At 34.6% G+C, this 20608-nt stretch carries 20 protein-coding genes, 1 tRNA gene and 2 pseudogenes; 14 read left to right on the forward strand and 9 right to left on the reverse strand.

The window, feature by feature from the left end:
• Positions 1-124: 124 nt before the first annotated feature.
• Together FD33_RS05790 and FD33_RS05795 are read right to left on the reverse strand one after the other, a co-directional pair.
• Entirely contained in the window at positions 125-1039 is a 915-nt protein-coding gene (locus FD33_RS05790) for a DUF7916 family protein (protein ID WP_025084937.1), read from the reverse strand.
• Positions 1040-1050: 11 nt separating this feature from the next.
• The gene (locus tag FD33_RS05795) at positions 1051-2373 is read right to left on the reverse strand and encodes a PTS sugar transporter subunit IIC (RefSeq protein ID WP_025084938.1); all 1323 of its coding nucleotides are present in this window, start codon (positions 2371-2373) and stop codon (positions 1051-1053) included.
• Positions 2374-2600: 227 nt separating this feature from the next.
• Here FD33_RS05795 and FD33_RS05800 point away from each other — a divergent pair, with 227 nt between their 5' ends.
• From FD33_RS05800 to FD33_RS12790, 4 genes are all read left to right on the forward strand, one after another.
• Positions 2601-3317 carry a GntR family transcriptional regulator gene (locus FD33_RS05800; RefSeq protein WP_025084939.1) on the forward strand — a complete coding sequence of 239 codons (717 nt, stop codon included), beginning with the start codon at positions 2601-2603 and terminating at the stop codon, positions 3315-3317.
• A 136-nt stretch (positions 3318-3453) separates the two neighbouring features.
• Complete coding sequence (locus FD33_RS05805; RefSeq protein ID WP_025084940.1) at positions 3454-4041, forward strand: type 1 glutamine amidotransferase family protein; 588 nt, start codon at positions 3454-3456, stop codon at positions 4039-4041.
• Positions 4042-4115: 74 nt separating this feature from the next.
• On the forward strand, positions 4116-4361 hold the full coding sequence (locus tag FD33_RS05810; protein ID WP_025084941.1) for a GlsB/YeaQ/YmgE family stress response membrane protein: 246 nt from the start codon (positions 4116-4118) through the stop codon (positions 4359-4361).
• 11 nt (positions 4362-4372) lie between these two features.
• A complete protein-coding gene (locus FD33_RS12790; RefSeq protein ID WP_170206963.1) occupies positions 4373-4513 on the forward strand; it encodes a hypothetical protein in 141 nt (46 codons plus the stop codon).
• A 46-nt stretch (positions 4514-4559) separates the two neighbouring features.
• On the opposite strand, the gene FD33_RS05815 is transcribed toward FD33_RS12790, so the two are convergent.
• Positions 4560-5129: a TetR/AcrR family transcriptional regulator gene (locus FD33_RS05815; RefSeq protein ID WP_025084942.1), complete on the reverse strand. Its 570-nt coding sequence runs from the start codon at positions 5127-5129 to the stop codon at positions 4560-4562.
• Between the two features lie 124 nt (positions 5130-5253).
• On the opposite strand from FD33_RS05815, the gene FD33_RS05820 reads away from it, so the two are divergent.
• On the forward strand, positions 5254-6285 hold the full coding sequence (locus FD33_RS05820) for an SDR family oxidoreductase (RefSeq protein WP_025084943.1): 1032 nt from the start codon (positions 5254-5256) through the stop codon (positions 6283-6285).
• Between the two features lie 16 nt (positions 6286-6301).
• Here the strand turns inward: FD33_RS05820 and FD33_RS05825 are convergent, their stop codons facing one another.
• On the reverse strand, positions 6302-7216 hold the full coding sequence (locus tag FD33_RS05825; protein WP_056955835.1) for a hypothetical protein: 915 nt from the start codon (positions 7214-7216) through the stop codon (positions 6302-6304).
• A 268-nt stretch (positions 7217-7484) separates the two neighbouring features.
• Here FD33_RS05825 and FD33_RS05830 point away from each other — a divergent pair, with 268 nt between their 5' ends.
• The 4 genes from FD33_RS05830 to FD33_RS05845 all read left to right on the forward strand — a co-directional run bounded on the left by FD33_RS05830 (position 7485) and on the right by FD33_RS05845 (position 9137).
• Positions 7485-7757 carry a hypothetical protein gene (locus FD33_RS05830; protein ID WP_025084944.1) on the forward strand — a complete coding sequence of 91 codons (273 nt, stop codon included), beginning with the start codon at positions 7485-7487 and terminating at the stop codon, positions 7755-7757.
• A 173-nt stretch (positions 7758-7930) separates the two neighbouring features.
• Positions 7931-8002: transfer RNA gene (locus FD33_RS05835), tRNA-Gln, on the forward strand.
• A gap of 466 nt (positions 8003-8468) precedes the next feature.
• Positions 8469-8789 carry a bacteriocin immunity protein gene (locus tag FD33_RS05840; RefSeq protein WP_025084945.1) on the forward strand — a complete coding sequence of 107 codons (321 nt, stop codon included), beginning with the start codon at positions 8469-8471 and terminating at the stop codon, positions 8787-8789.
• An 18-nt stretch (positions 8790-8807) separates the two neighbouring features.
• Complete coding sequence (locus tag FD33_RS05845; RefSeq protein ID WP_025084946.1) at positions 8808-9137, forward strand: hypothetical protein; 330 nt, start codon at positions 8808-8810, stop codon at positions 9135-9137.
• Between the two features lie 63 nt (positions 9138-9200).
• On the opposite strand, the gene FD33_RS05850 is transcribed toward FD33_RS05845, so the two are convergent.
• A complete protein-coding gene (locus FD33_RS05850) occupies positions 9201-10652 on the reverse strand; it encodes an APC family permease (RefSeq protein ID WP_025084947.1) in 1452 nt (483 codons plus the stop codon).
• 286 nt (positions 10653-10938) lie between these two features.
• Between FD33_RS05850 and FD33_RS05855 the strand changes: the two genes are divergently transcribed.
• Positions 10939-12987: a putative ornithine decarboxylase gene (locus FD33_RS05855; protein ID WP_404281093.1), complete on the forward strand. Its 2049-nt coding sequence runs from the start codon at positions 10939-10941 to the stop codon at positions 12985-12987.
• 257 nt (positions 12988-13244) lie between these two features.
• Positions 13245-14510, forward strand: coding sequence for a methionine gamma-lyase family protein (locus FD33_RS05860; RefSeq protein ID WP_025084949.1), 1266 nt, complete (start codon positions 13245-13247; stop codon positions 14508-14510).
• A 657-nt stretch (positions 14511-15167) separates the two neighbouring features.
• Here FD33_RS05860 and FD33_RS05865 read toward each other — a convergent pair.
• Positions 15168-15314, reverse strand: a pseudogene (locus FD33_RS05865) (IS256 family transposase); the annotation flags it as partial.
• Between the two features lie 194 nt (positions 15315-15508).
• Between FD33_RS05865 and FD33_RS12445 the strand changes: the two are divergent.
• Positions 15509-15661 (forward strand): annotated as a pseudogene (locus FD33_RS12445) (helix-turn-helix domain-containing protein); the annotation flags it as partial.
• 79 nt (positions 15662-15740) lie between these two features.
• Here FD33_RS12445 and FD33_RS05870 read toward each other — a convergent pair.
• Positions 15741-16973, reverse strand: coding sequence for an MrcB family domain-containing protein (locus FD33_RS05870; RefSeq protein WP_025084950.1), 1233 nt, complete (start codon positions 16971-16973; stop codon positions 15741-15743).
• Positions 16974-17151: 178 nt separating this feature from the next.
• The gene (locus tag FD33_RS05875) at positions 17152-17616 is read right to left on the reverse strand and encodes a hypothetical protein (RefSeq protein WP_025084951.1); all 465 of its coding nucleotides are present in this window, start codon (positions 17614-17616) and stop codon (positions 17152-17154) included.
• 144 nt (positions 17617-17760) lie between these two features.
• On the opposite strand from FD33_RS05875, the gene FD33_RS05880 reads away from it, so the two are divergent.
• Positions 17761-19458 (forward strand): DNA/RNA helicase domain-containing protein, encoded by a 1698-nt coding sequence (locus FD33_RS05880; protein ID WP_025084952.1) that lies wholly within the window; start codon positions 17761-17763, stop codon positions 19456-19458.
• Entirely contained in the window at positions 19458-19772 is a 315-nt protein-coding gene (locus tag FD33_RS05885; RefSeq protein WP_056955836.1) for a MazG-like family protein, read from the forward strand. Before FD33_RS05880 ends, FD33_RS05885 begins: the two co-directional genes overlap by 1 nt.
• Before the next feature lie 403 nt (positions 19773-20175).
• Here FD33_RS05885 and FD33_RS05890 read toward each other — a convergent pair whose 3' ends face one another.
• On the reverse strand, positions 20176-20598 hold the full coding sequence (locus tag FD33_RS05890) for an ArpU family phage packaging/lysis transcriptional regulator (protein ID WP_025084953.1): 423 nt from the start codon (positions 20596-20598) through the stop codon (positions 20176-20178).
• Positions 20599-20608: the final 10 nt, after the last annotated feature.

The following is a 20608-nucleotide window of genomic DNA, read 5'->3' on the forward strand; positions in this document are numbered from 1 at the left end:
ATTTATGGTCTAACTGTTAACTTGAACCGCCATCAACTTGATTTGACGAACAGCCGGTTTTGTGTCCAAACTAAGGGGTTTACTTCAAACTTTATAATTTTAGTTACTCCTTTTCCTATATCTTTTATCTTCTTACACTTCGTGATATGCCAGCAATATAGTGACGATAACCTGAAATGGATTTTTTTAATTCTGAGATGTTTTCGAATCTATTTCTTTGAGCATCGCCGATATGTTGAATATCAAAACCAATTTCTTTATTTTCTAATGCCATTGTCCTGATGATGTCTGGTTGACTAGATTCTTGAGAGGTTCCAATAGCACTCATGGCAAGAATTCCATTATCGTGGGCCAAATCAACGGCCATTTTTAAATCTTCTCTTCTAATACCCCAGACAGTGCCAACGGAAGGAAGTAGAAGGATATCAGCTCCAGCTTGAATATAATCCTTAACTGCTTGTTCTGTAAAGATTGGTTCGTTACCGCCGGCTTTATGCATTTTACCAGCGATAATAACACCACCAAAATACTTCTTTGCCAATTCAATTGCATGAGTAATAGCTTTATTAGAAGTTCCAACTCCTGGATTGGCAGTTAGGCAAACAAAGTCGAATCCTAATTCTTTAGCACGTTTTAAAGTTTCCTCATTTGCTTGTCGACCTTTGGAAATTTCTAATCTTGTTTCTAACATTTCAGCCTTTAAATCTATCGGTTCAAGATTTAATCCTAAGGGTCTTCCAACATATTCTTTTAATTCTTTAACAACAGAGTCTCTAGGAATGGCGTTTTGAATATTCTCTTGATCAGGCATTCCCAAAATAATGGGATTTAATGTATCAAAGGCATTTAAAAGAATCATATCAGCGCCTGAAGCTTTAGTCATTTCACTGATAGTGATTCCGTCCTCAACAGGTTCATGCATGACTACATTTTCACTTAAAACTACGCGTCCTTCACTAGCTTTGATGGAAGTTAAAAGTTCCTCTTTGGTCATTTTAGATATTTCGCTTGCAGTAGCACTAATTAATCTTGTCGACATTTATAATTCTCCTATGCTTTTTCTTCGTCTAATTTTTCAGTTAAAACTTGTTTGTTATTGATTGAGGCAACGAATGGTAAGTATATTAGAGTACCAATTACTAAATTAATAACTTGGATGACGGCACCACTGATACTATTGGTTGCTAGATATCCCGAAATAATAGGTGGCATTGTCCAATTTAATACAGTACCGGTTGGTTTAGCCACTAGTCCCCATTTCATACTTAAGTAAGTAGTTGTCGCAAAAACCATAGGGACAAGAATAAATGGAATAATAATAGCTACGTTAAATACAACTGGATAACCGAACATGACTGGTTCATTAATGTTAAAGATAGCTGGAGCTGTACCAACAGAAGTGATAGCCTTACTTTCAGCGCTTGCTTTCTTCATAAGAACGAGGATGAATAAGGCAAGAATTAAACAAGCAGTAGCACCTGATCCACCCATATAAGTAAAGTTATCCATAAACGAGTTGGTTACAATGTTTGGTACTTCTTTACCATGTTGTAGAGCCAATCTGTTGGCATCAGAATTCATCAACCAAATAGGATTCATGGCTGAGTTAATAACAGTACCGTGAACACCAATGCTCCAAACTAAACTGTTTAGTCCGACGGCAATCAGGGTACCGGCTAGAGTACCTCCTAAGAATGATAGAGGTTTATTTAATAATTTCAAAATAACTTCATGTATGTTGTTAAATCCAAACATACCGATAATAATGGCGATTAAAATCCACATGAAAATAATTACGAAACCAGGCAATAAAGCACTGAAAGTTTTAGAAATTGCAGGTGGAACACTTTCAGGCATTTTAATTTCAACATTATGTTCAATGAACATTGAAAATATTTTGGCAGAAATCAAACCAAGGATAATGGCAACGATAAGTCCTTTACTTCCTAAATAAGTTAGATCAACACCAGTTTGTCCCGCTTTATTTGTGATAACAGGTGTAATTGTTAAATATGATCCTAAAGCAACGAAACCTGAACCAATTGATTTTAGTTCATCGTGAATATGACTCTTTGTAAAACTATATGCAATACCGAAAACAGTTGGAATTACCATTATTCCAAAAGTCATGTTGGTCATCATATTTAAAAGATTACTTAGATTATCAAAATATGGAATTTTGATTCCTTGTAAAGTTTGTGTCCAATTGTCAAAGGGTAAACTATTAATAATAAGTGGAACAGATCCAATAATGATTAAGGTGATAGCAAATCCAACACCATCACGAATAGCCATTAAGGCCTTATTCGCGGCTAATTTGTTAGCGAATGGCATGATTTTCTTGTTTAGAAATTCAGAAAAACCATTTTTCATTTTATATTCCCCCAGAATATGTATTAATAATCATTTAAATTAGTAAATTGAAGATTATTTACCAATAATTCTTTCCTTAAATTCGCCTCTCTTGTATCCGCTTACAATATATCATCACTGTAATTATATGTCCACATCATTTTATAAATAAGACTAGTCTTTTAAAATAAAAATGAAGTCAATGTTAAATGATGATAAAATCTTTTATAAGATATAGGAGAAAAATTATGGAGTATAAATATAAAAAGATTGCTGAAAATATTAAATCAAAAATAAAAAATGGACAATATAAGGCGGGGGATATCTTACCTGATCAATCTCAAATTGCTAAAGATTTCAATACTACGAGAAGTACGGTGCATAAAGCTTTGAATCTATTAGTCATTGAAGGAATGATTTACTCTAAACGGGGTTCTGGAACTTTTGTCAGAAAAGATTTTAATCTAGATACAAAATATAAAAGTGTTTCAGCTTTAGAAAAACCATTAGGCGCCACTTATACTCACCAAGCCAATAAAGTAACCAGCAAGATTTTAAGCTATTCGGCTAGACTTCCAACAGAAGAAGAAATGGAAAAATTACTAATTGAATCTGATGCGCCTGTATATGATATTCAAAGAATTCGATATATGGATGGAAAAATTTTTGCTTACGAACATACAATTATGCCAACTACGATAGCACCAATAAATGAGGATGTACTAGAACATTCTATTTATGACCACTTGAAGAATTTAGGATTGAATATTGAAGGCTCTCATCGAATAGTAAAGGCTGATAGAGCTGATAAAACTGATCTTGAAACTGGCATAGCTAAAGACAAAGTGGATCCTGTGTTAGTTATTATTCAATTAAGTTATTTAGACGATGGTCAGCCGTTTGAATTGTCCGAATCACGGTTTCCATTTGAAAATAGTGAATTAATTGCCGATATTACATTATAGTTAATCAAGTATGTGCTTTGTTATTAAGCAAAAAGTATCACATTAAAATCTTTTGTAAATCCTTGCTTAAGGCCAAGAGATTATATTACAGTTAAATAACTGCTATATGAAAATTTAATTATCAGAGGAGTTATTAATGAAAACAGCAATCTTTTTTATATTAAACGAATACGCGGATTGGAAAGGTCCTTATTTGTCTAGTCAATTGAATCAAAATTCTGAATGGACGGTTAAGACGGCTTCATTTTCTGATGAGGTTACTTCTATCGGTGGGTTTAAAACTATAATTGATTATCAAATTGATGAATTGCCTGAAAAAATCGATTTGTTAATTTTGATTGGTGGTAATTCTTGGGATGTTAAAAATGAAACTTTGAGAAAATTAATTTCCGATAGATTAAAAAGTGATCAACCAGTTGGTGCTATCTGTGGTGCAGTCGACTATTTAGCCAAAAATGGATTATTGAGTGGCTATCAACATACTGGTAACTCTCAGGCAATTTGGAAAAATTATTCGGAATATAATAATCCTGATCAGTTCCTACCTCAACAAGTGGTTAGTGATAGGAATTTAGTAACCGCTAATGGTACAGCTGCTTTAGACTTCACTGAAGCTGTTTTGAAACTGATTCAATTTCTACCTGATAAACAATTGAAACCTTTGATTGAATTGTATGACAATGTTTTCTATGAATACTGTAAAAAATATGGTAATCCGTTTTAACAGCATATTTAGTGCGTAATTTACTGGAATTTAATAATATTAGAATATAAATATTATTAAGGAGGATTAACATTATGCATTGGTTATGGGTAATTATTGTCGGAGCTATTATTGGAGCACTTGCGGGTGCAATTACTAACAATGGAAAATCAATGGGATGGATCAGTAATATTCTTGCTGGTATCGTTGGCTCGGCTTTAGGTGAGGGAATCTTAGGTGCTTGGGGTCCACAGCTTGCAGGAATGGCTATTATTCCTTCATTAATTGGAGCCATCATTTTAGTCTTAGTGGTATCATTCGTTGTTAAAAAAATGTCGTGAGGTAAATAATTATGGATACTGTTAAATCAATTTTTAAATTCATGGCTATTAGTACCTTAATAGTCGGAGGTGTTCTTGTAGGTGGAACTATTTTAACTGCAAAGGGCATCGATAAAGCCGGCGATAAAATTCAAGCAAAATTGCATGAATAAATAGAAGAGACGTTATCAATTTTCTGATTAATTGATAACGTCTCTTTTAATTTGTAGTCTCGTTTCGTAAGGCAGTTAAAGTAGAAATTTGAAAATCAGCTAAAAGAACATGAATGTCATTGATGTTTTCTGTTTGACCACTAATCAGCCATTCACGCCAAATTGCATAAACACCGGCACTCATAAATTTGACCCAGTACTTACGTTGAATGGCTGTGAATTGGCTCCAATCCATTGTTTGATCGTAGAATTCGGTCATGTTCTTATCAAAAATATTTTGAATAATTGCTTCATAATGTTTATTGACAGCCATTTTTAAGATGTCAGATATCTCTTCAAAGAGATTTCCTAAGGCGGTTAATTTCTGGTTCTGAGGAACTCTATTAATGATGTTTTCAAAGCCAATATTTATTTTGGGTTCTATGTAAGCTATTAAAATATCGTCTAGAGTTTCAAAGTTCCGATAAAAAGCCATTCGACTTACACCAGCTCGTTTTACAACTTGAGTAATAGTGATATCGTTGAAATCTTTTGTTTTTAATAATTGTAATAATGCGGTAATGAGAAATTCTTGGGAATCTTGTTTGATTTTTTGTGAATGTTCGGTCGCTGCCATTACATTTTCTCCATTCTGTCACAGATGCTTCTGATTTACTTGAGAAGCTGTTTCTTACATAGTAGGATACATTCATGAACGTTACAAGTGAAACGTCAGTTAAAATGAAATGGAGATATTAAACATGAGAAAACAATTAGTAGTCGTTACAGGTGGTAGTGGTTTTATTGCAGTACACATTATTTTGGAATTGTTGCAACAAGGATATGCGGTTAGAACAACAATTCGTTCGGCCAAAAAAGAAGATGTTATTAAAGAAATGTTATATAACGGTGGAATAAGAGATTTTTCTGATCTCTCATTCTCACAAGCTGATTTAACTTCTGATACGAATTGGGAAGAAACGATGCAAGGAGCAACATATGTTATTCATGTGGCTTCACCAACTCCTAAATTAAACTTTAAAAATGAGGACGAGATGATTCGTCCAGCCGTGGATGGAGTCTTACGTGTTCTTAAAGCGTCTAAAGATGCTGAGGTTAAACGAGTGGTTTTGACATCAGCCTATGGTGCCATTTTTGCAGGTCACAAGAATCGCACAACTCCGTATACTGAAAAAGATTGGTCAGATCTTTCTGCTAAAAATATACATCCATATCAAAAGTCAAAAACGATGTCAGAAATGGCCGCTTGGGATTTTATCAAAAAGGAAGGTGATGGCTTGCAACTAGCTACGGTTAATCCAGTTGGTGTTATGGGACCGGTCTTGTCTGCCAAGTATTCCCACTCTAATGTTCAGATTCAAGAAATGTTAGAAGGAAAAATCAAAGCTTTACCTAAGGTTGATTCAGGTTATATTGACGTTCGTGATGTCGCTAGCTTACATATTTTGGCAATGACTTCACCTAAAGCCAATGGTGAAAGATTCTTGGCAACAACTGGTGAAACTTTATCAATGATGGATGTAGCCGACATTTTACGTGAAGCTTTTCCTGATTATGCAAGTAACATTCCAACTAGAACTATACCGAATGCAGTTGTAAAAGCCGCTGCTTTAACTAATCCCCAACTTAAAATGATTGCTTCGATTGTTGGTAAGTACGCTGGTACTAGCAATAAGAAGGCTAAGGAGTTGTTGGGGTGGAATCCTCGTTCTGCTAAAACAGCTATCATTGCGACAGCACAATCTATGATTGATCTTGGAATCGTCAGATAAAAAAAATGGCTCTCAATTAAATTTGAGAGTCATTTTCGACTTTTAGAGAAGAGATATATTTTTTAAGGATAACGATTGAACCTAAGAAAAAAGTAGTTGCTAGAACGGCTGTTAGTGGCAACATGTGGAACATACTAGTAGGTAAAACTAAGGCTAACAGTGGAAAAGCAAAGGCAGCTGGCAATTTGATTTTTAAAAGTTGTAGTAATACGAAAACTAATGGTAAGGCGATAACGGCAGAGATTAACCAGGAACTGATAAAAGTGTGAACTAAAACACCGATACTAGCAGCACCGACCAAAGCAATGAAGTGCTTAACGGCCATTTTCCAACTGTATTGAGGCTTCTGTAGAACCTCGAAGAAAACAACCATAACTGGTGGAATAGCAGCCATTTGTGAAAAACCAAAGAACCAGACAGCACCAACCCAGATGAGCGCCATAATAGCGAAGATCAACATGTGGTGCTTTTTAATGATAGAACTAGAAGTTGTTTCCTTGTAACTGCCTTGAATGAAAACACCGACCGTCAAGGCTAGTGTGAATAGTAGGATAGCAACGATGAATAACCAATGGGTAGCGTTAATGATAATCGGCAATAGGCCAGTCGCAAATGATGGAGCCAAGTTTGAGTGAAGAACTCGTAACAGAACTAGCATCAAGAGAAGACCCAAGATGACTTTTTGTGCATAACCGATAGTTAACTGATTGATTAGAAAACCAATGATGGCTGTTCCTGATGGAGCTAGGAAGATTTTCAATGGTTGATTGATCCAGCCATCGTTTTGATAAATCCATGTTCCAGCCGTTAATGCTCCAATCTCGGGTAGAATGATTTCAATATCGTTCAGTAAAGTAGCACTAGCTACCATGATGATAATGAATGAAAATCCAATTAAGTAATTTCTCTTTTCAATAGTACTTAAATGCATGTTTGTCTTATCCCTCCATAATGTAAACAGCTGATATTCTTTCAGCAAAACGAAACTAGTTTAACATACAATTATAATTATTTAAAATAGAATATATATAATTTTGGAATATTGAAAGAGAACGACTTTACCAAAATAAAACTTTACATTCTGGATAATTGACTAGTTTTAAATTTTTAAGCTATTAGAATGAGTGTCAAAGAAGTGAATTACATGTAGGAAATAGAAACTATGTCAATTCACTTGAAATTTGAAGGGAGTATTTATTATGGACGAATGTAAGGAGAAAAATTTAACGAGAACGTATGATATGGACGATATCGACGATTTATTGTGTGAGCTGGATGATTCAAAGATCGGAATTAATGCTTTGATGGATTACAGTTTGAAAATTAAGCGCATTAATGACGACCAAGTTAACAAAAATATGGTGTCACATGAATATCAACGACTGAGTCCGATTATTGAACTCTTGAATACTGAAATCTTTGAATCAATCGATAAATCTATTGATATTTTGGAATCAAACGTTAAAGAATAAAGTAAATAAAGATGAACTTAACCAAAAAAGTACATCTTGGCTGTCGTTTCAGTGGGGATGTTCTTTTTTTCGGGTAAAATATGGTTATATTTATAATGAATAGCCGATTACTATTGACATTGCAGCGTTTTTTTTATAACATTTTATTGTTGTTTAATACTTTTAATCATTAATGGGCATTCGCCAAATGGTAAGGCAGCGGACTCTGAATCCGCAATTTATTGGTTCGAACCCAATATGCCCAATATTGAGAGTTTCACAAAGTGTATAAGGTGCTATAAGCCTTGATAAATAAACGTTTTACGAATTACAGTTTTAAAAATTATCAATCAATTTCATAACTATATAGTCAAAATATAGTCAAAAAACAAATATACTATCGGGGCGTGTAGATCGTTAGTCATTGGACTAGCGGTCTTTTTTTGTACTTAGGGATATTATGAAAATAAAAAAATATAGTCAAAACGTTAAAATGAGTATCTAGGACGTGAAACAATTGCTTGTATCGACTGAAATGTATAAGGTAGCTTTTATTTGTAGCAAAAAAGTAGGATAATTTAAATTATAGGGTAACTTAGCTAATTTACTTTCTAAAGCATCTGAATAAAGTGTAATAGGGCGGGGTAAATGATCATAAATCCCACCATTGGGGATATTTTTACAAATTAAAGTTACCTTCCCACTAGAATATACTTGAAAGAGGATGCTATTTTGACGAATAAAAGTTTATTTGAATTGATTGATGAGGCATATCAAGAGGACTTGTCCAATCAGCCTAAAGAGTACAAAAAAGGATTATTAGAGAGTGCTCAAGAATTAAAAAGTGGTACAAGTGGGTTAGATGTTTGTTTAAAAATTTATCAACTTTATCACGATAACTTCATCGTTCCAATGACGTTGCCCAAAAAGAATCGAGTGTTATATCAGTTTGTAAAAGATAAGTTAAATAATCTGGATCAAAAGACGATGCGAGATGTGAATTTAGGATATGGACTTGGAGCAACTCACTTTACATTTGGTCCGTTGAATTAGAAAAAATGGAGATGGAAAATGAACTACAAGGAACAACGAAAAGCTCTAAGTTTATTAATTGATTTTCGACGTGAACTCAATTTAATGAACAACCACAACGAAACGAATCAACAAATAGTGGAATCATTGAATGATGGAATATTCAAATTATCGAAAGAAAAATGTCAGGGCTTAGCGTTTGATAACTTGGTTCATGATTTAGTCCAACGGATTAGTTTAAAGATTGCTAATGGGGATGTTTCTTTCAATGCAGAAACGAGAAAAGTCTGGTCTGCAATTGTTAATATGAAAAAGGGACCATCTGATAATTCTTTAGCTTATACACTTTTGAATCTGTTCCATAGATAAATAAAAAGGGCAGTATCACTAACATATGTTAATGATACTGCCCTTTATTTAAAAGTGAAATTTTTAATCTAATTCCATACCTTCACGACGTTGCTCGCGTTTTCGTAACCATGGCATAACGAAGCCTAGTCCAAATAATACGATAACAGTAATGAAGTTTAGTAGTAATTGATGGTTGAAAGCACCGGTACCGAACTTAGCTTCTTGAGGAATGAATCCTAAAGTAGCACAGATAAAGGTAAAGGCTAGACACCAACCACCGACGATTAGAGCACCAGCTTTATTTTTGATAAAAGTGTAATCAGAGTGGAACTTGTCTTGGTGCATTCTCATTGCCACGAAGGCGAAGAAGACCCAACAAGTCTTATATGGTGAAATAATTCCGTTAATGTTTAGTAACCAATTATAAATTGTATTGATATTTGGCAAAGTACCTGTCAAAAGAAGTAAGAATAAACTCAAACCAGTTGTCATTGTGTAACTGTGGATAGGGCGACCATTCTTGTTTTTCTTAGTTAACCACTTAGGCATGAACTTGTCGGCGACATCACCGGCAAAGACACGACTTGAAGCATCAAGTAAGACAGCCAATTGAGCCATCATAAAGATTGCTTGAACGACAGCGAAGATATACATCAATAATTTACCTACACCTAAACTAGTACCTAATAGTTGGAAAGCGTAGTAAGGTCCGTTCATCTTGAAGTCATGTGGAATATGGTTGGCATTGAAGAACATTGCCAAGGCCAATGTACCAAAGATAGTTAAGAAACCAGTCATGATAGCAAGAAGCCACATAGCTTTAGGAAATTCATGCTTAGGATCACGCATTTGAACGACGTAAGGTGCAGCTAGTTCAGCACCTGACATAGCGAAAATCAATAGTCCGGTAGTTGAGAAGTACTTCAAGCTAAATGATGGTTTGAAAGCTCCCCAGTTAAATGGTTGTGTAGCAATATGATGACCATGTAGGACGGCGTAACCTGCTAGAAGAACAAAGAGGAACGACATGATGAACATGGCACCTCCACCGATAAGTGAAAGGATTTCTAATGAATTCTTGATAACATTTTCTAATAAGATGAAAAGTAAAATGATGATAAAAGTTAAAATACCGAACCAGAAAGTCGACATTCTTTTGTCCAAAGTATTGTTACCCAAAAACATCCAACTGAATGAAACGATAACTGAGTTAGAAACGTCCACGATGTAAGGGACACTTTGAACCCAATACATCCATGAAGTCCAATAACCCAGGGTGTCGTTACTACTGTGACGAACCCAAGAAGCAAGCCCTCCGGCTTGATTGTCAAAAGTTAAACTCATTTGACTAGAAATTAAAGCATAAGGAATGACGTAGGCAAAAAGTAAGAAGATCCATGAGATAACCACGGATAATCCTTGGTTTTGAAAAGGATAGAAGATATTTTCAAAACTAATGATAGTAACGAAGTCGATCAAGGCAATGACCGGCCAACTTAGATAATGATTTTTATTTGGTTCTAATGTTTCCAATTTTATTTTCCCCCGAATTGTCTAAAAGTCTTGTTATAGAAGGCTTTAGAACTTAGGCGGCTTCAGTGTAAGCAGAGAACTATTCATTTTCACTTGTTTATACCCTCGATACGTATATATAATCAATGCTGTAATATTTTTTCATAATTAATATTGCGAAAATATAAAAGATATCCTCAAACAATTTTAGGGATTTATATATCATTTGCAATAGTTTTTATGAAAAAGTTAAAAAATAGGGGGAAATATGAATTTTCTGAAAATTGCCATTGGCGATGATGTGAAAATGAGTGGATCATCTAACTGGGAAACAGTTCCATTTACAGCTAAGAGTGATCTTGCCGAATTAGCAGCCATCGTCTTAAACGAACATGATGCAACAGCCATCAAAATAGCTGAAAATCTACAAGAAACATCAGGTCTTGGCATCCCTATTATCAAAACAAATTCTACTGCCGATGTGACTTCTGAAGCAATTGATTCTGCCAATAAATATCAAGAAAAAATGGTTCCAGGTTTTTTGACTGATTTGGTTAATTTTGCAGAAGATCGACCAATTAGTTTTACTACTCCAGGGCACCACAACGGTCAGTACTACGAAAAACATCCAGCAGGAGTAGTCTTTAACCGTTTCTTTGGAAAGAATCTGATGTTTGCGGATACTAGCGATACAGTTGATGAATTAGGCGATACCATGACCCATGGTGGTACACCTTTGACCGCTGAGCAAAAGGCTGCTGAAACATACAATGCTGATAAAGTTTACTTCTGTACAAACGGAACTACTAGTTCCAATTCAATCTGTGCCAGTGCTTTGTTATCAAAAGATGACTTAGTTCTCTTTGACCGTAATAATCATAAGTCACTTTATAATAGTGCTTTAGTAATGAGTGGAGCGAAACCGGTTTACATTCCGACTGACAGAAATCCTTTAGGATTAATTGGCGAAATGAATCCTGAAGCACTAGATGAAACTAATATTCGAGCTGAAATAGCCAAAATTGACCCTGAGAAGGCGAAAGATAAGCGTCCATTTAGATTAGCTATCCTACAATTAGAAACGTATGATGGGGTCTTTTATGACGCTCAATGGATCATTAATAAGATTGGTAAACTTTGTGATTATATATTATTCGATTGTGCTTGGGGTGGATTTGAGCAATTCGTACCAATCATGAAACATTTATCGCCATTGTCATTAGAGTATGGACCAGAAGATCCTGGTATTTTAGTGACACAATCGTTACATAAACAACAAGCTGGACTAGCTCAAACTTCACAGATTCTAAAAAAAGATGCTCATATAAAAGGACAAGCCCGTTACGTTGATCATAAGCATTTTAATAATGCGTATTTGAAATTCGTTACCTCAAGTTATTCTTATCCTATCTATGCCTCATTAACAGTTAATGCTTATCTGACTGCCGGTCAAGGTAACAAGAATTGGTGGGATGATACTTTGAGAATGGGAATTGAATGGCGTAAACAGTTATTAAAGAAGTTAAAATTGTTTAGACCATTAGTTCCCGATAATTATGCCGAAATCAGTACGGATGAATTAGCTACCAATAGTAAGTATTGGGAGTTGAATCCGCAAGATAATTGGCATGGATTTAATGAAATAGCTCAAGGACAAGCAATGATTGATCCACTAAAAATAACCGTTATAACGCCTGGAATTGATGTAAGAAATGCTAAATATCAAGCAAATGGAATCCCCGGGCCAGTCGTGGCGGAATTTTTAATGGAAAAAAGAATTATTCGAGCAAAAGATGATTTGAATTCACTTTTGTTCCTATTAACACCAGGCGATACTAAGGAAGAATTAGATACTTTGTTAAATGCTTTCTTAGAATTTGAACAATTCTATTTTGAAGATGCACCATTAACTAAAGTTTTGCCCAAGCTAGCTCAATTTTATCCAGAACGTTATCAAGGTTATACATTGAAACAATTATGCCAAGAAATGCACGAGTATTATCGCCAGAATAAGACCTTTACCTTACAAAAAGAATTATTTGCTAAACCAGATATGCAAAGTTATACAATGACGCCAGAAAATGCAGATCAATTGTTCATGAAAAATCAAAGTGAACTAGTTGATTTAAAGGACATTAAGGGGCGTATAGCGGTAGAAGGTGCATTGCCATATCCACCTGGAGTATTCATCGTTGCTCCTGGAGAAAAGTGGGGCGATATTGACCAGAAGTATTTTGAAGTTCTAGTTGGCGCAATCGAGAGGTTTCCAGGATTTGTACCAGAAATTCAAGGTGTTTATTGGAATAAGAATGCAGACGGCACTATCTCCGTTCAAGCAGAGGTGTTAAAGAAATAATTTTTTAAACCTAGATTGTTATCGGATTTAATGAGTTAATTTAAATAGAAACAAATTTAATAATTCAAATTAAAAGTAAAATAAAATATTACGAATACACTAGTCCGGAAAAACAAAGAAAATGGGCTCAGTAGTAGAAGGCCGAGATTTGAAACAATTGTGAACTTCAATTGGTTCAAATTCGTGCCCACTGCGTTCCAGCCCAATTTTCTTTGTTGTGGAGGACGGCAGTCTAAAGGCAAAAAAGGAGTTTATTTATGTCATTATCATGGACAGATGATTTACCAGAAGATTTAAAAACAAAAGTTGCTGAAGTAGAAAAACTAATTCAACCACGTTTAGAAGAAATTGATCAACAAGTTCTTTATAACCAACAACGTGTCTTGAACTTGTTTAGAAAACATCGAGTAGGTGAGGAAGACTTAGTACCATCAACCGGCTATGGTTATGATGATATCGGTCGTGATAAGATCGAAGCCATTTACGCCGACTACTTTAAGGTAGATGATGCTTTAGTTCGTCCTCAATTTGCTTCAGGTACACATGCAATTTCGACAGCTCTATTCAGTATGCTGCGTCCTGGAAATACACTTTATTATTTAACTGGAACACCATACGATACAATTCAAGAAGTTATTGGTTTAGCTGGTAATAAGCGTGGCAATATGAAGGAGTATGGCATTAACTTTTCTACAACGGAATTATTAGATGATGGTTCAGTTGATTATGAGAACGCGGAAAAAGCATTGAAAGCTGACGATAACATCAAAGTAGTTGCTATCCAACGTTCAAGAGGTTACGCAGTTCGTGACAGTTTTACAGTTGATAAGATTGCCAAAATGATCAAATTCGTTAAATCAATTCGCCCTGACGTTAATGTTTTTATTGATAATTGTTATGGTGAATTTTCTGAAAAAGAAGAGCCTACTTTCTATGGTGCTGATATTATGGCAGGATCTTTGTATAAGAACGCTGGTGCTGGAATTGTTAAGAGTGGTGCCTATATTGTTGGACGAGAAGATCTAGTTGATGGTGCTGGCTCACGTTTGACAGTTCCTGGTGCTGGTAAAGGTGAAGGAGCTACTTGGGGTTACTTGCGTGACTTTTATCAAGGATTTTTCATGGCAGCACACACGACAGGTGAGGCTCTAAAGGGTATGGTCTTTACCTCAGCTCTTTGTGAAGAAATGGGAATGAATGTTTCACCAAAATGGGACGCACCAAGAACCGATATTGTTCAAACAGTTTCCTTTGGTGATCCTGAACCTATGGTTAAATTCTGTGCTGCTATTCAACATTATTCACCAATGAATTCATTCGTTGATCCAATTCCTAGTCATCAAGATGGCTATGAAGATGATGTCGTTATGGCATCAGGTAGTTTCGTCGAGGGTTCAACGATTGAACTGTCATCAGATGGTCCTATTAGACCGCCATATTCACTATATATTCAAGGTGGTTTGTCATATGCGCATGTTCAAATTGCGATTACACAAGCTGTTAATGAAACATTTTATAAATAAATCTATAGAAATGGTATCTTAAATTATTAAATAAGGCGGTGGTTAAACTTCATAAAATTATATTTAGAATTTTAATTAATAGAATTTAGCGTATAAAAAATAGGTTGTACGTTCAAGTGATTATTTATAATCTAAGCCCCGTTAATATACAAGGGGTATAGTGTGTGTAATCGTTGGTATGATAAGTGAACTAAGTCATACACGGCGTGTGTCAACGTCCTAAATTCCATTAAAATTACTAATTCAATTGATTATATAAAACTAACAAAACTTATTTTAAATCATGCAAAAATAGACTAATTTATAGCAACTTAATAAGGTTTTATAGCTCTTATCGATTAATGAATACAACTCTTAGTTGTCTTAGTATCAATGATTAATACATTCTAATGATGTTTATGTAATGGTACTTATACGTTTAAAGGTACTAAAAGTTTAATTTCCGGACTTTTTTTAAAGCTCATGCCCACTATGCGAGCTGTCGCCCAGCAGACACTAGGCGGGGGGCTATAAAGAAATAGAGAGCATACAATTAAGCACACACTCTATTAGATCGTATCTATTCTATTTTGATGTTAATAAATTTGTATATGATAACTGTTAATTTTTTTCCTTTAATCGTTTCATGAATTCTTCATATGATTCTGTATGTAATTCAAACTTAGCACGTTCGTAACCCAAAAACTCTGCCAATTGGGTTTGAAGAAGCTGGTTAATCGCAATTTAGAGGTGGTGACGAAAAACTTCGTCCAAATCTTGCTTTTGGGCTAGTGCAGCGATAATTTCTGTGGTAAGTTCATTCATGGGGAATGCCTCCTGTGATGTTTTCTGTGGTTACTAAATATCATAAGGGAAGGCATTCCCTATTTCTATACAATTCATAAATCTTTTATGCATTTGGTAGATTGTAAAATTAATCCGAACGCTGTTCGGACAAAAAAGATCAGCTTCCTTTAAAATGGTGTTTACCACAAACCCATCTTTTAGGAGCTGATCTTTTGTCTAGTTTAACCTATTCCGAACGAATTAAAATCGAAACCTTTTGTGAACTAGGGCTGTCCAATATCCAAATGGGCGTTCGGCTGAACCGATCACCGTCAACAATTTCTTATGAATTATCTCGATGTCAACCTTATCAGGCTGAATTAGCATAAAGCAGGTGTCAAAAGAAGCGAAATCAACGACACTTTCTCGTTGATAGGGAAAGTGTCTCGAGAGAGCCGGAACGGCTCAATCCTTTTGCTTTTTAGACGGTAGTACTTTATATTTACTTGGTTCTTTTTGTATATTGTTGTATGGATCATTAATAATGTAATAGTTAAATTCTGTGTCGTTCTTATGTTTTTTATATAATCTATAAATAGAGTATTGTTTTCCTTTAGTTCTAGCGACTTCTAACTCATTAGATGACATGAAAAAGGGCGTTTCTATTCCTGATTTTGTTGATTTAACTTCTATATAGTGTTCTAGTATTTCGTTCTTTGTGTCTTTTTTAAAGGATAGGATATCATATCCTGCTCCGTCTCCTTCATCTACGGATAGGTGTTTGATCTGATCTACATATTCTTTTAATTTGGAATCTTTGGAAAGGATATCAATTTGATTTTTTATCACTAATTCTTCGCCTTCTAAGCCTTGCTTAGTATTACGCTCTAAATTATTGATGTAATCCGGTTTTCTTTTTGTGTTACCCAGGTTTTTAGGTTTAGTTATTTCAAGATTTGTTGGTATCTGTGTTGGATTTTCTATTAAAATCATATCTTTATTAACGGATTTAGATTTTTTATTTTCGATTTTTTCTGTTAGTTTGTATAACGATTGGCCTTTAACAATATGGGCATTGACTTTATCAAAGGTAGTGTATAACGATTCTTTTAGTTCTTGATAAACAGTAATCATATAATTAAGGTCTTGAGATAGAGCTTTATCTGTTGACATTTTTTGTAGATCATTAGTAGAGTAAAATTTGCTGAATATATTACCTAATTCGTAACCCTTAGGAAGTACTGTTCCAGTACCCTTATAATTTAAATTAATCTTATTTGAATTAAATCCGTTGATATCTTTTAAGAAGGGAAGATTGGCTTGCCAATATTTTGATACAAGCTCTATCTTTTTTTTAGGATCTTCTCGGGCGTAATTTTTTTGATAAAAAGTATAGCCTTGATTTAAAGACAGATAAACTCCGGAGAGGTCAGCAGTAAAAAGATAGACTATGTAATACCCTTTTTGGGCACTTTCAGTAATTTTTCTATCATAAATGCTTAACCAAGGTATAACAGCCCATTGTCCATTGCCTGCAGAGGCACTTATTTTATACTTGGTAGAATCTAAATTAGAAATGATATCAATTGATAGGGGTTCATTACGAATAGAATCTGCCAATTTGTTTTTGCTATATTGGGTTTCCTTCTCTGTTTGGTAATTTGTTAATACCATTAAAAGGTAATCTTTAAATAACACTTTTCTTCTCTTTTCTTAATTGTTAGCTTTACAACATATATAATAATACTTTCTCTTGAACGATAAAATTATTTTTTGGTATAGCGAATGCTTTTAGTAATTTAATGGTCTATCAAATGACTAAACTATTGATTTAAAGGCATTTTAAAACTAGACCAATAATTTTGAAAAAATTAGGTCATTTTAAGGCCGGTAGATCAATTACTACTTGTTTCAAATGCTTCTCGTATGTAAGTAGCTGTTGTAATGGATGCAAACGTGGATCCCAAATACGTTTCCCCTGAGCATTAATCCCCACTGAAACTTGGACAACAGATAAATTATTGGTTGACTTTATCCTCGACCATTGTTTCAGCTCAAATAACATTATTTGATCACCATGCTTATGGTTATACCCCAACAGAACTGCATCAATTCTGGCACCTAATGGCGTTTCATACTCTAAAACCATAACCAGATTACTTAATCCGGAATTATACAATACGTTAAGCAATACTGGCAATGAATTTTTCCACGACATATACTCTGAGTCTGAATGATCAATTTTGACCATTCCATGTTCATGATGCCACAATAAATCAGCCAGCTTATTATCATCGCTTAACTTCTTTAACTCCTCAACAGTCCTATAAAATGTCTCCACAACTGCTCACTCCCCACTTTCTACAAAAAATACAATATAATTTGATCACATTTTCAATTCTACTGTCTCATCGTCTATAATAAATAATTGATTGTAACTCTTGCAATAGCATATTCCAATCCAAAATCGGAGGATTACATAATCATGTCTAATAAATTTATAACTAAGGAATTTTCCATAGAAAAGGGGACTGGAAGATTGTCACCAATTCGTCTCAGACCTCGTGATAAAAAAGCGCTTGAAAATAATGATGCCATCTATATATATTTAGGGCCAAAAAATGTATACGTTGGCCAAACTAAGCATTTTTTTAGTCGACACAAGCAGCATGTCCAAGAAAGTAATCATCGATACATAAACGGATCATATACCAAGGTCATAGTTGTCTTTGGCATATTAATCAATCAATTATCACTTGACGATATCGAAAAAAAACTCATAACTTATATCACGGCGGATTATGAGGACGATAGAAATATGACTGTTAATAATGGCACTTCAGGCAACGAATCCCCAGCTTATCAAAACCAAGATGAAGTCCTAACTGATTTCATAAATCCTTTTTGGGAAGAACTATTCAGTAAAGATTACGTGTTGAAGAAAAATTTAGCGGCTGTCAAAGAATCTATCCTATTCAAATATTCTCCCTTCACTTCACTTTCTGAAGAAAAAAATAACATCATTAATGAAATAATTAGACAACCCCAAAACTATATCGTCTCTGGATTGGCCGGTACAGGAAAAACTGTCGTTTTAACTAACTTGGCGGCCAGATTAAGTCAAACCTACCCTAACAAACGTATTGCAGTGGTTGTTAAAACTAACTGGGTTAAAAGTGCTCAAAAGATTTTTCAAGCATATTCTGTTAAAAATATAGATGTCTTTACAGCTTATAAATTAATTAAAAGTGGTGAGCAGTATGATTACGTTCTGGTTGACGAAGCCCATCGACTTAGGAGGTATTATTCCAAAGGTAATCACGTTACCCAAGACATTTTTAATAAAGATGAAAACCAGAATGAGCTTAAACTACTGGGAAAATTAAATCCATGCTTTATTTTATTTTATGATCCTGCTCAAACTATTCGTCCATCTGACATTCCCAAAAAAGATTACAATACATTTCTCACCGATAATGAATTCAAAGAACTTAAACTTACCAAAGAGTATCGAGTCAATATCAACGAGCTAAACAAAACATATACCAGTGATGATTTTATGACCGGAATTCAAGAATTCTTACAAATAGATTCCTCTAATGCAAAATTTGATCATAATATTTTCCAATCATACCTCACTAATCCAGATGCCTATTTTGGAGTGGTGAACTCAATTCATGAACTTTTTGACTATTTAGATGATTGTGAAAATTACGAACCTGCTACTCAAAATCGTGTTATGGCTGGTTATACACGTGAATGGGCTAGTCATCAAAAGAAAAACAGAGATCGAAACGATGTCTATGACTGGGTAGAGGGTAACTACCATTGGAAATGGAATTCTGATAGTGAAAACTGGTTGATGAAAAAGAATTCTCGCATTGAAATTGGTTCAATTCATGCTGTTCAAGGCATTGATCTTAATTACGCAGGTGTTATTATTTCAACAGATATTTCTATTGATAATACCGGTAAAATAATCGGCATCCCGGAGAATTACAAAGATCGCAATGGTCAATACAAATCCGATGACTACAGTAAAGAGGGTTTTTCAAACTTCATTAAGAATATTTACTATGTCCTTTTAACGCGAGGTATTGACGGCGTACGTGTATACTTTGAAGACAAAAAAATGCAACAATATTTCTATGACTTTATGGGTATTAATAAGGAGGTTCAGTAATGAACTATGAGGATGTATTAGCTAAGCTAATTGAATTTAGAGACCGTAAGCAGTGGCAGGAATACCATACGCTCATATCACTATCTAGGGCATTATCTATTGAGTCTTCTGAAGTAGAAAAGGTCTTTCTTTGGAAGCGCAATGATGAAGATTTAGACTCCTCCGACATTGTCAACTTAAAGATGGAAGTAGCCGATGTTTTAACTTATGCTTACTATCTATGCGAAAAACTTGGAGAAAACCCCAATGATTTAGTAAATGAAAAATTGGAAATAAATCAAACTCGCCATTGGAAATTCGATCATAAAGAGTAGTGTACTGATTTCTATCTTAATCGTTAGGGCTCCTGACCATCCCAATCCGTCAGAAGCTCTTATTTTATGTGCATTCCAACATAATGATGAATAATTTTTCGTCCGCTATAGGCTAATACCTTACATACTGAACGCCCGTCATTAACTTCTTCAGCTTGCCTTTTTCCACTGTACGATTATTTCTTGACTAAAGTCTCCCTCCCAGGTAAAAAAGTTTAAAAATTGTCTTTTGACACAAACGAATGGTATTGTGTGCGCTCTTATCGGCGCGTATAGGGGGCGGGGCTATTGGACCCTACAAATAGTCTAACAACACTCATAAACAATTATACAGCTTCCTGTGGCATGTCAGGTTTAGTACCTAAATTGTCACCTATCCCTGCGCACTTCCATCTTGTTGTTGCTAACAACTAGCAATAGTATCTTTATCATAGTAATTATTAGCAAAGTCTATAAGAGCATCGTCCCACAGGTCAATATAATCGCCACGATCTGAAAGGTTCATGACATCCATAATAATGTATTCAGATGCACGATACTTATTAAAGTAAGTCAATGTAAGTATTTGTTTCTGTCTATCATTCAATGGCTCAACTGCTTTATCAATCTTATTAAGTTGTTCTTTAATATCTAAATACTTAATTAGTTTGTTCTCTGTTCCATTGCTATTACTACCATTTGATACATGAACAGGCTCTATACGAGTACCTTGTATGTCTGCTAATTCATTGGCTTTGGTAACCATGCCCCAATAGTGTGTTAGTCGTGTGTTAGCCTTAGCAATTAAATGCATCCAATCTATTATTTCTTTGTAGCCTCTTGTCATTGATACACCT

Origin of the sequence: Companilactobacillus paralimentarius DSM 13238 = JCM 10415 (genome assembly GCF_001434985.1) — a bacterium.
Lineage (GTDB): Bacteria > Bacillota > Bacilli > Lactobacillales > Lactobacillaceae > Companilactobacillus > Companilactobacillus paralimentarius.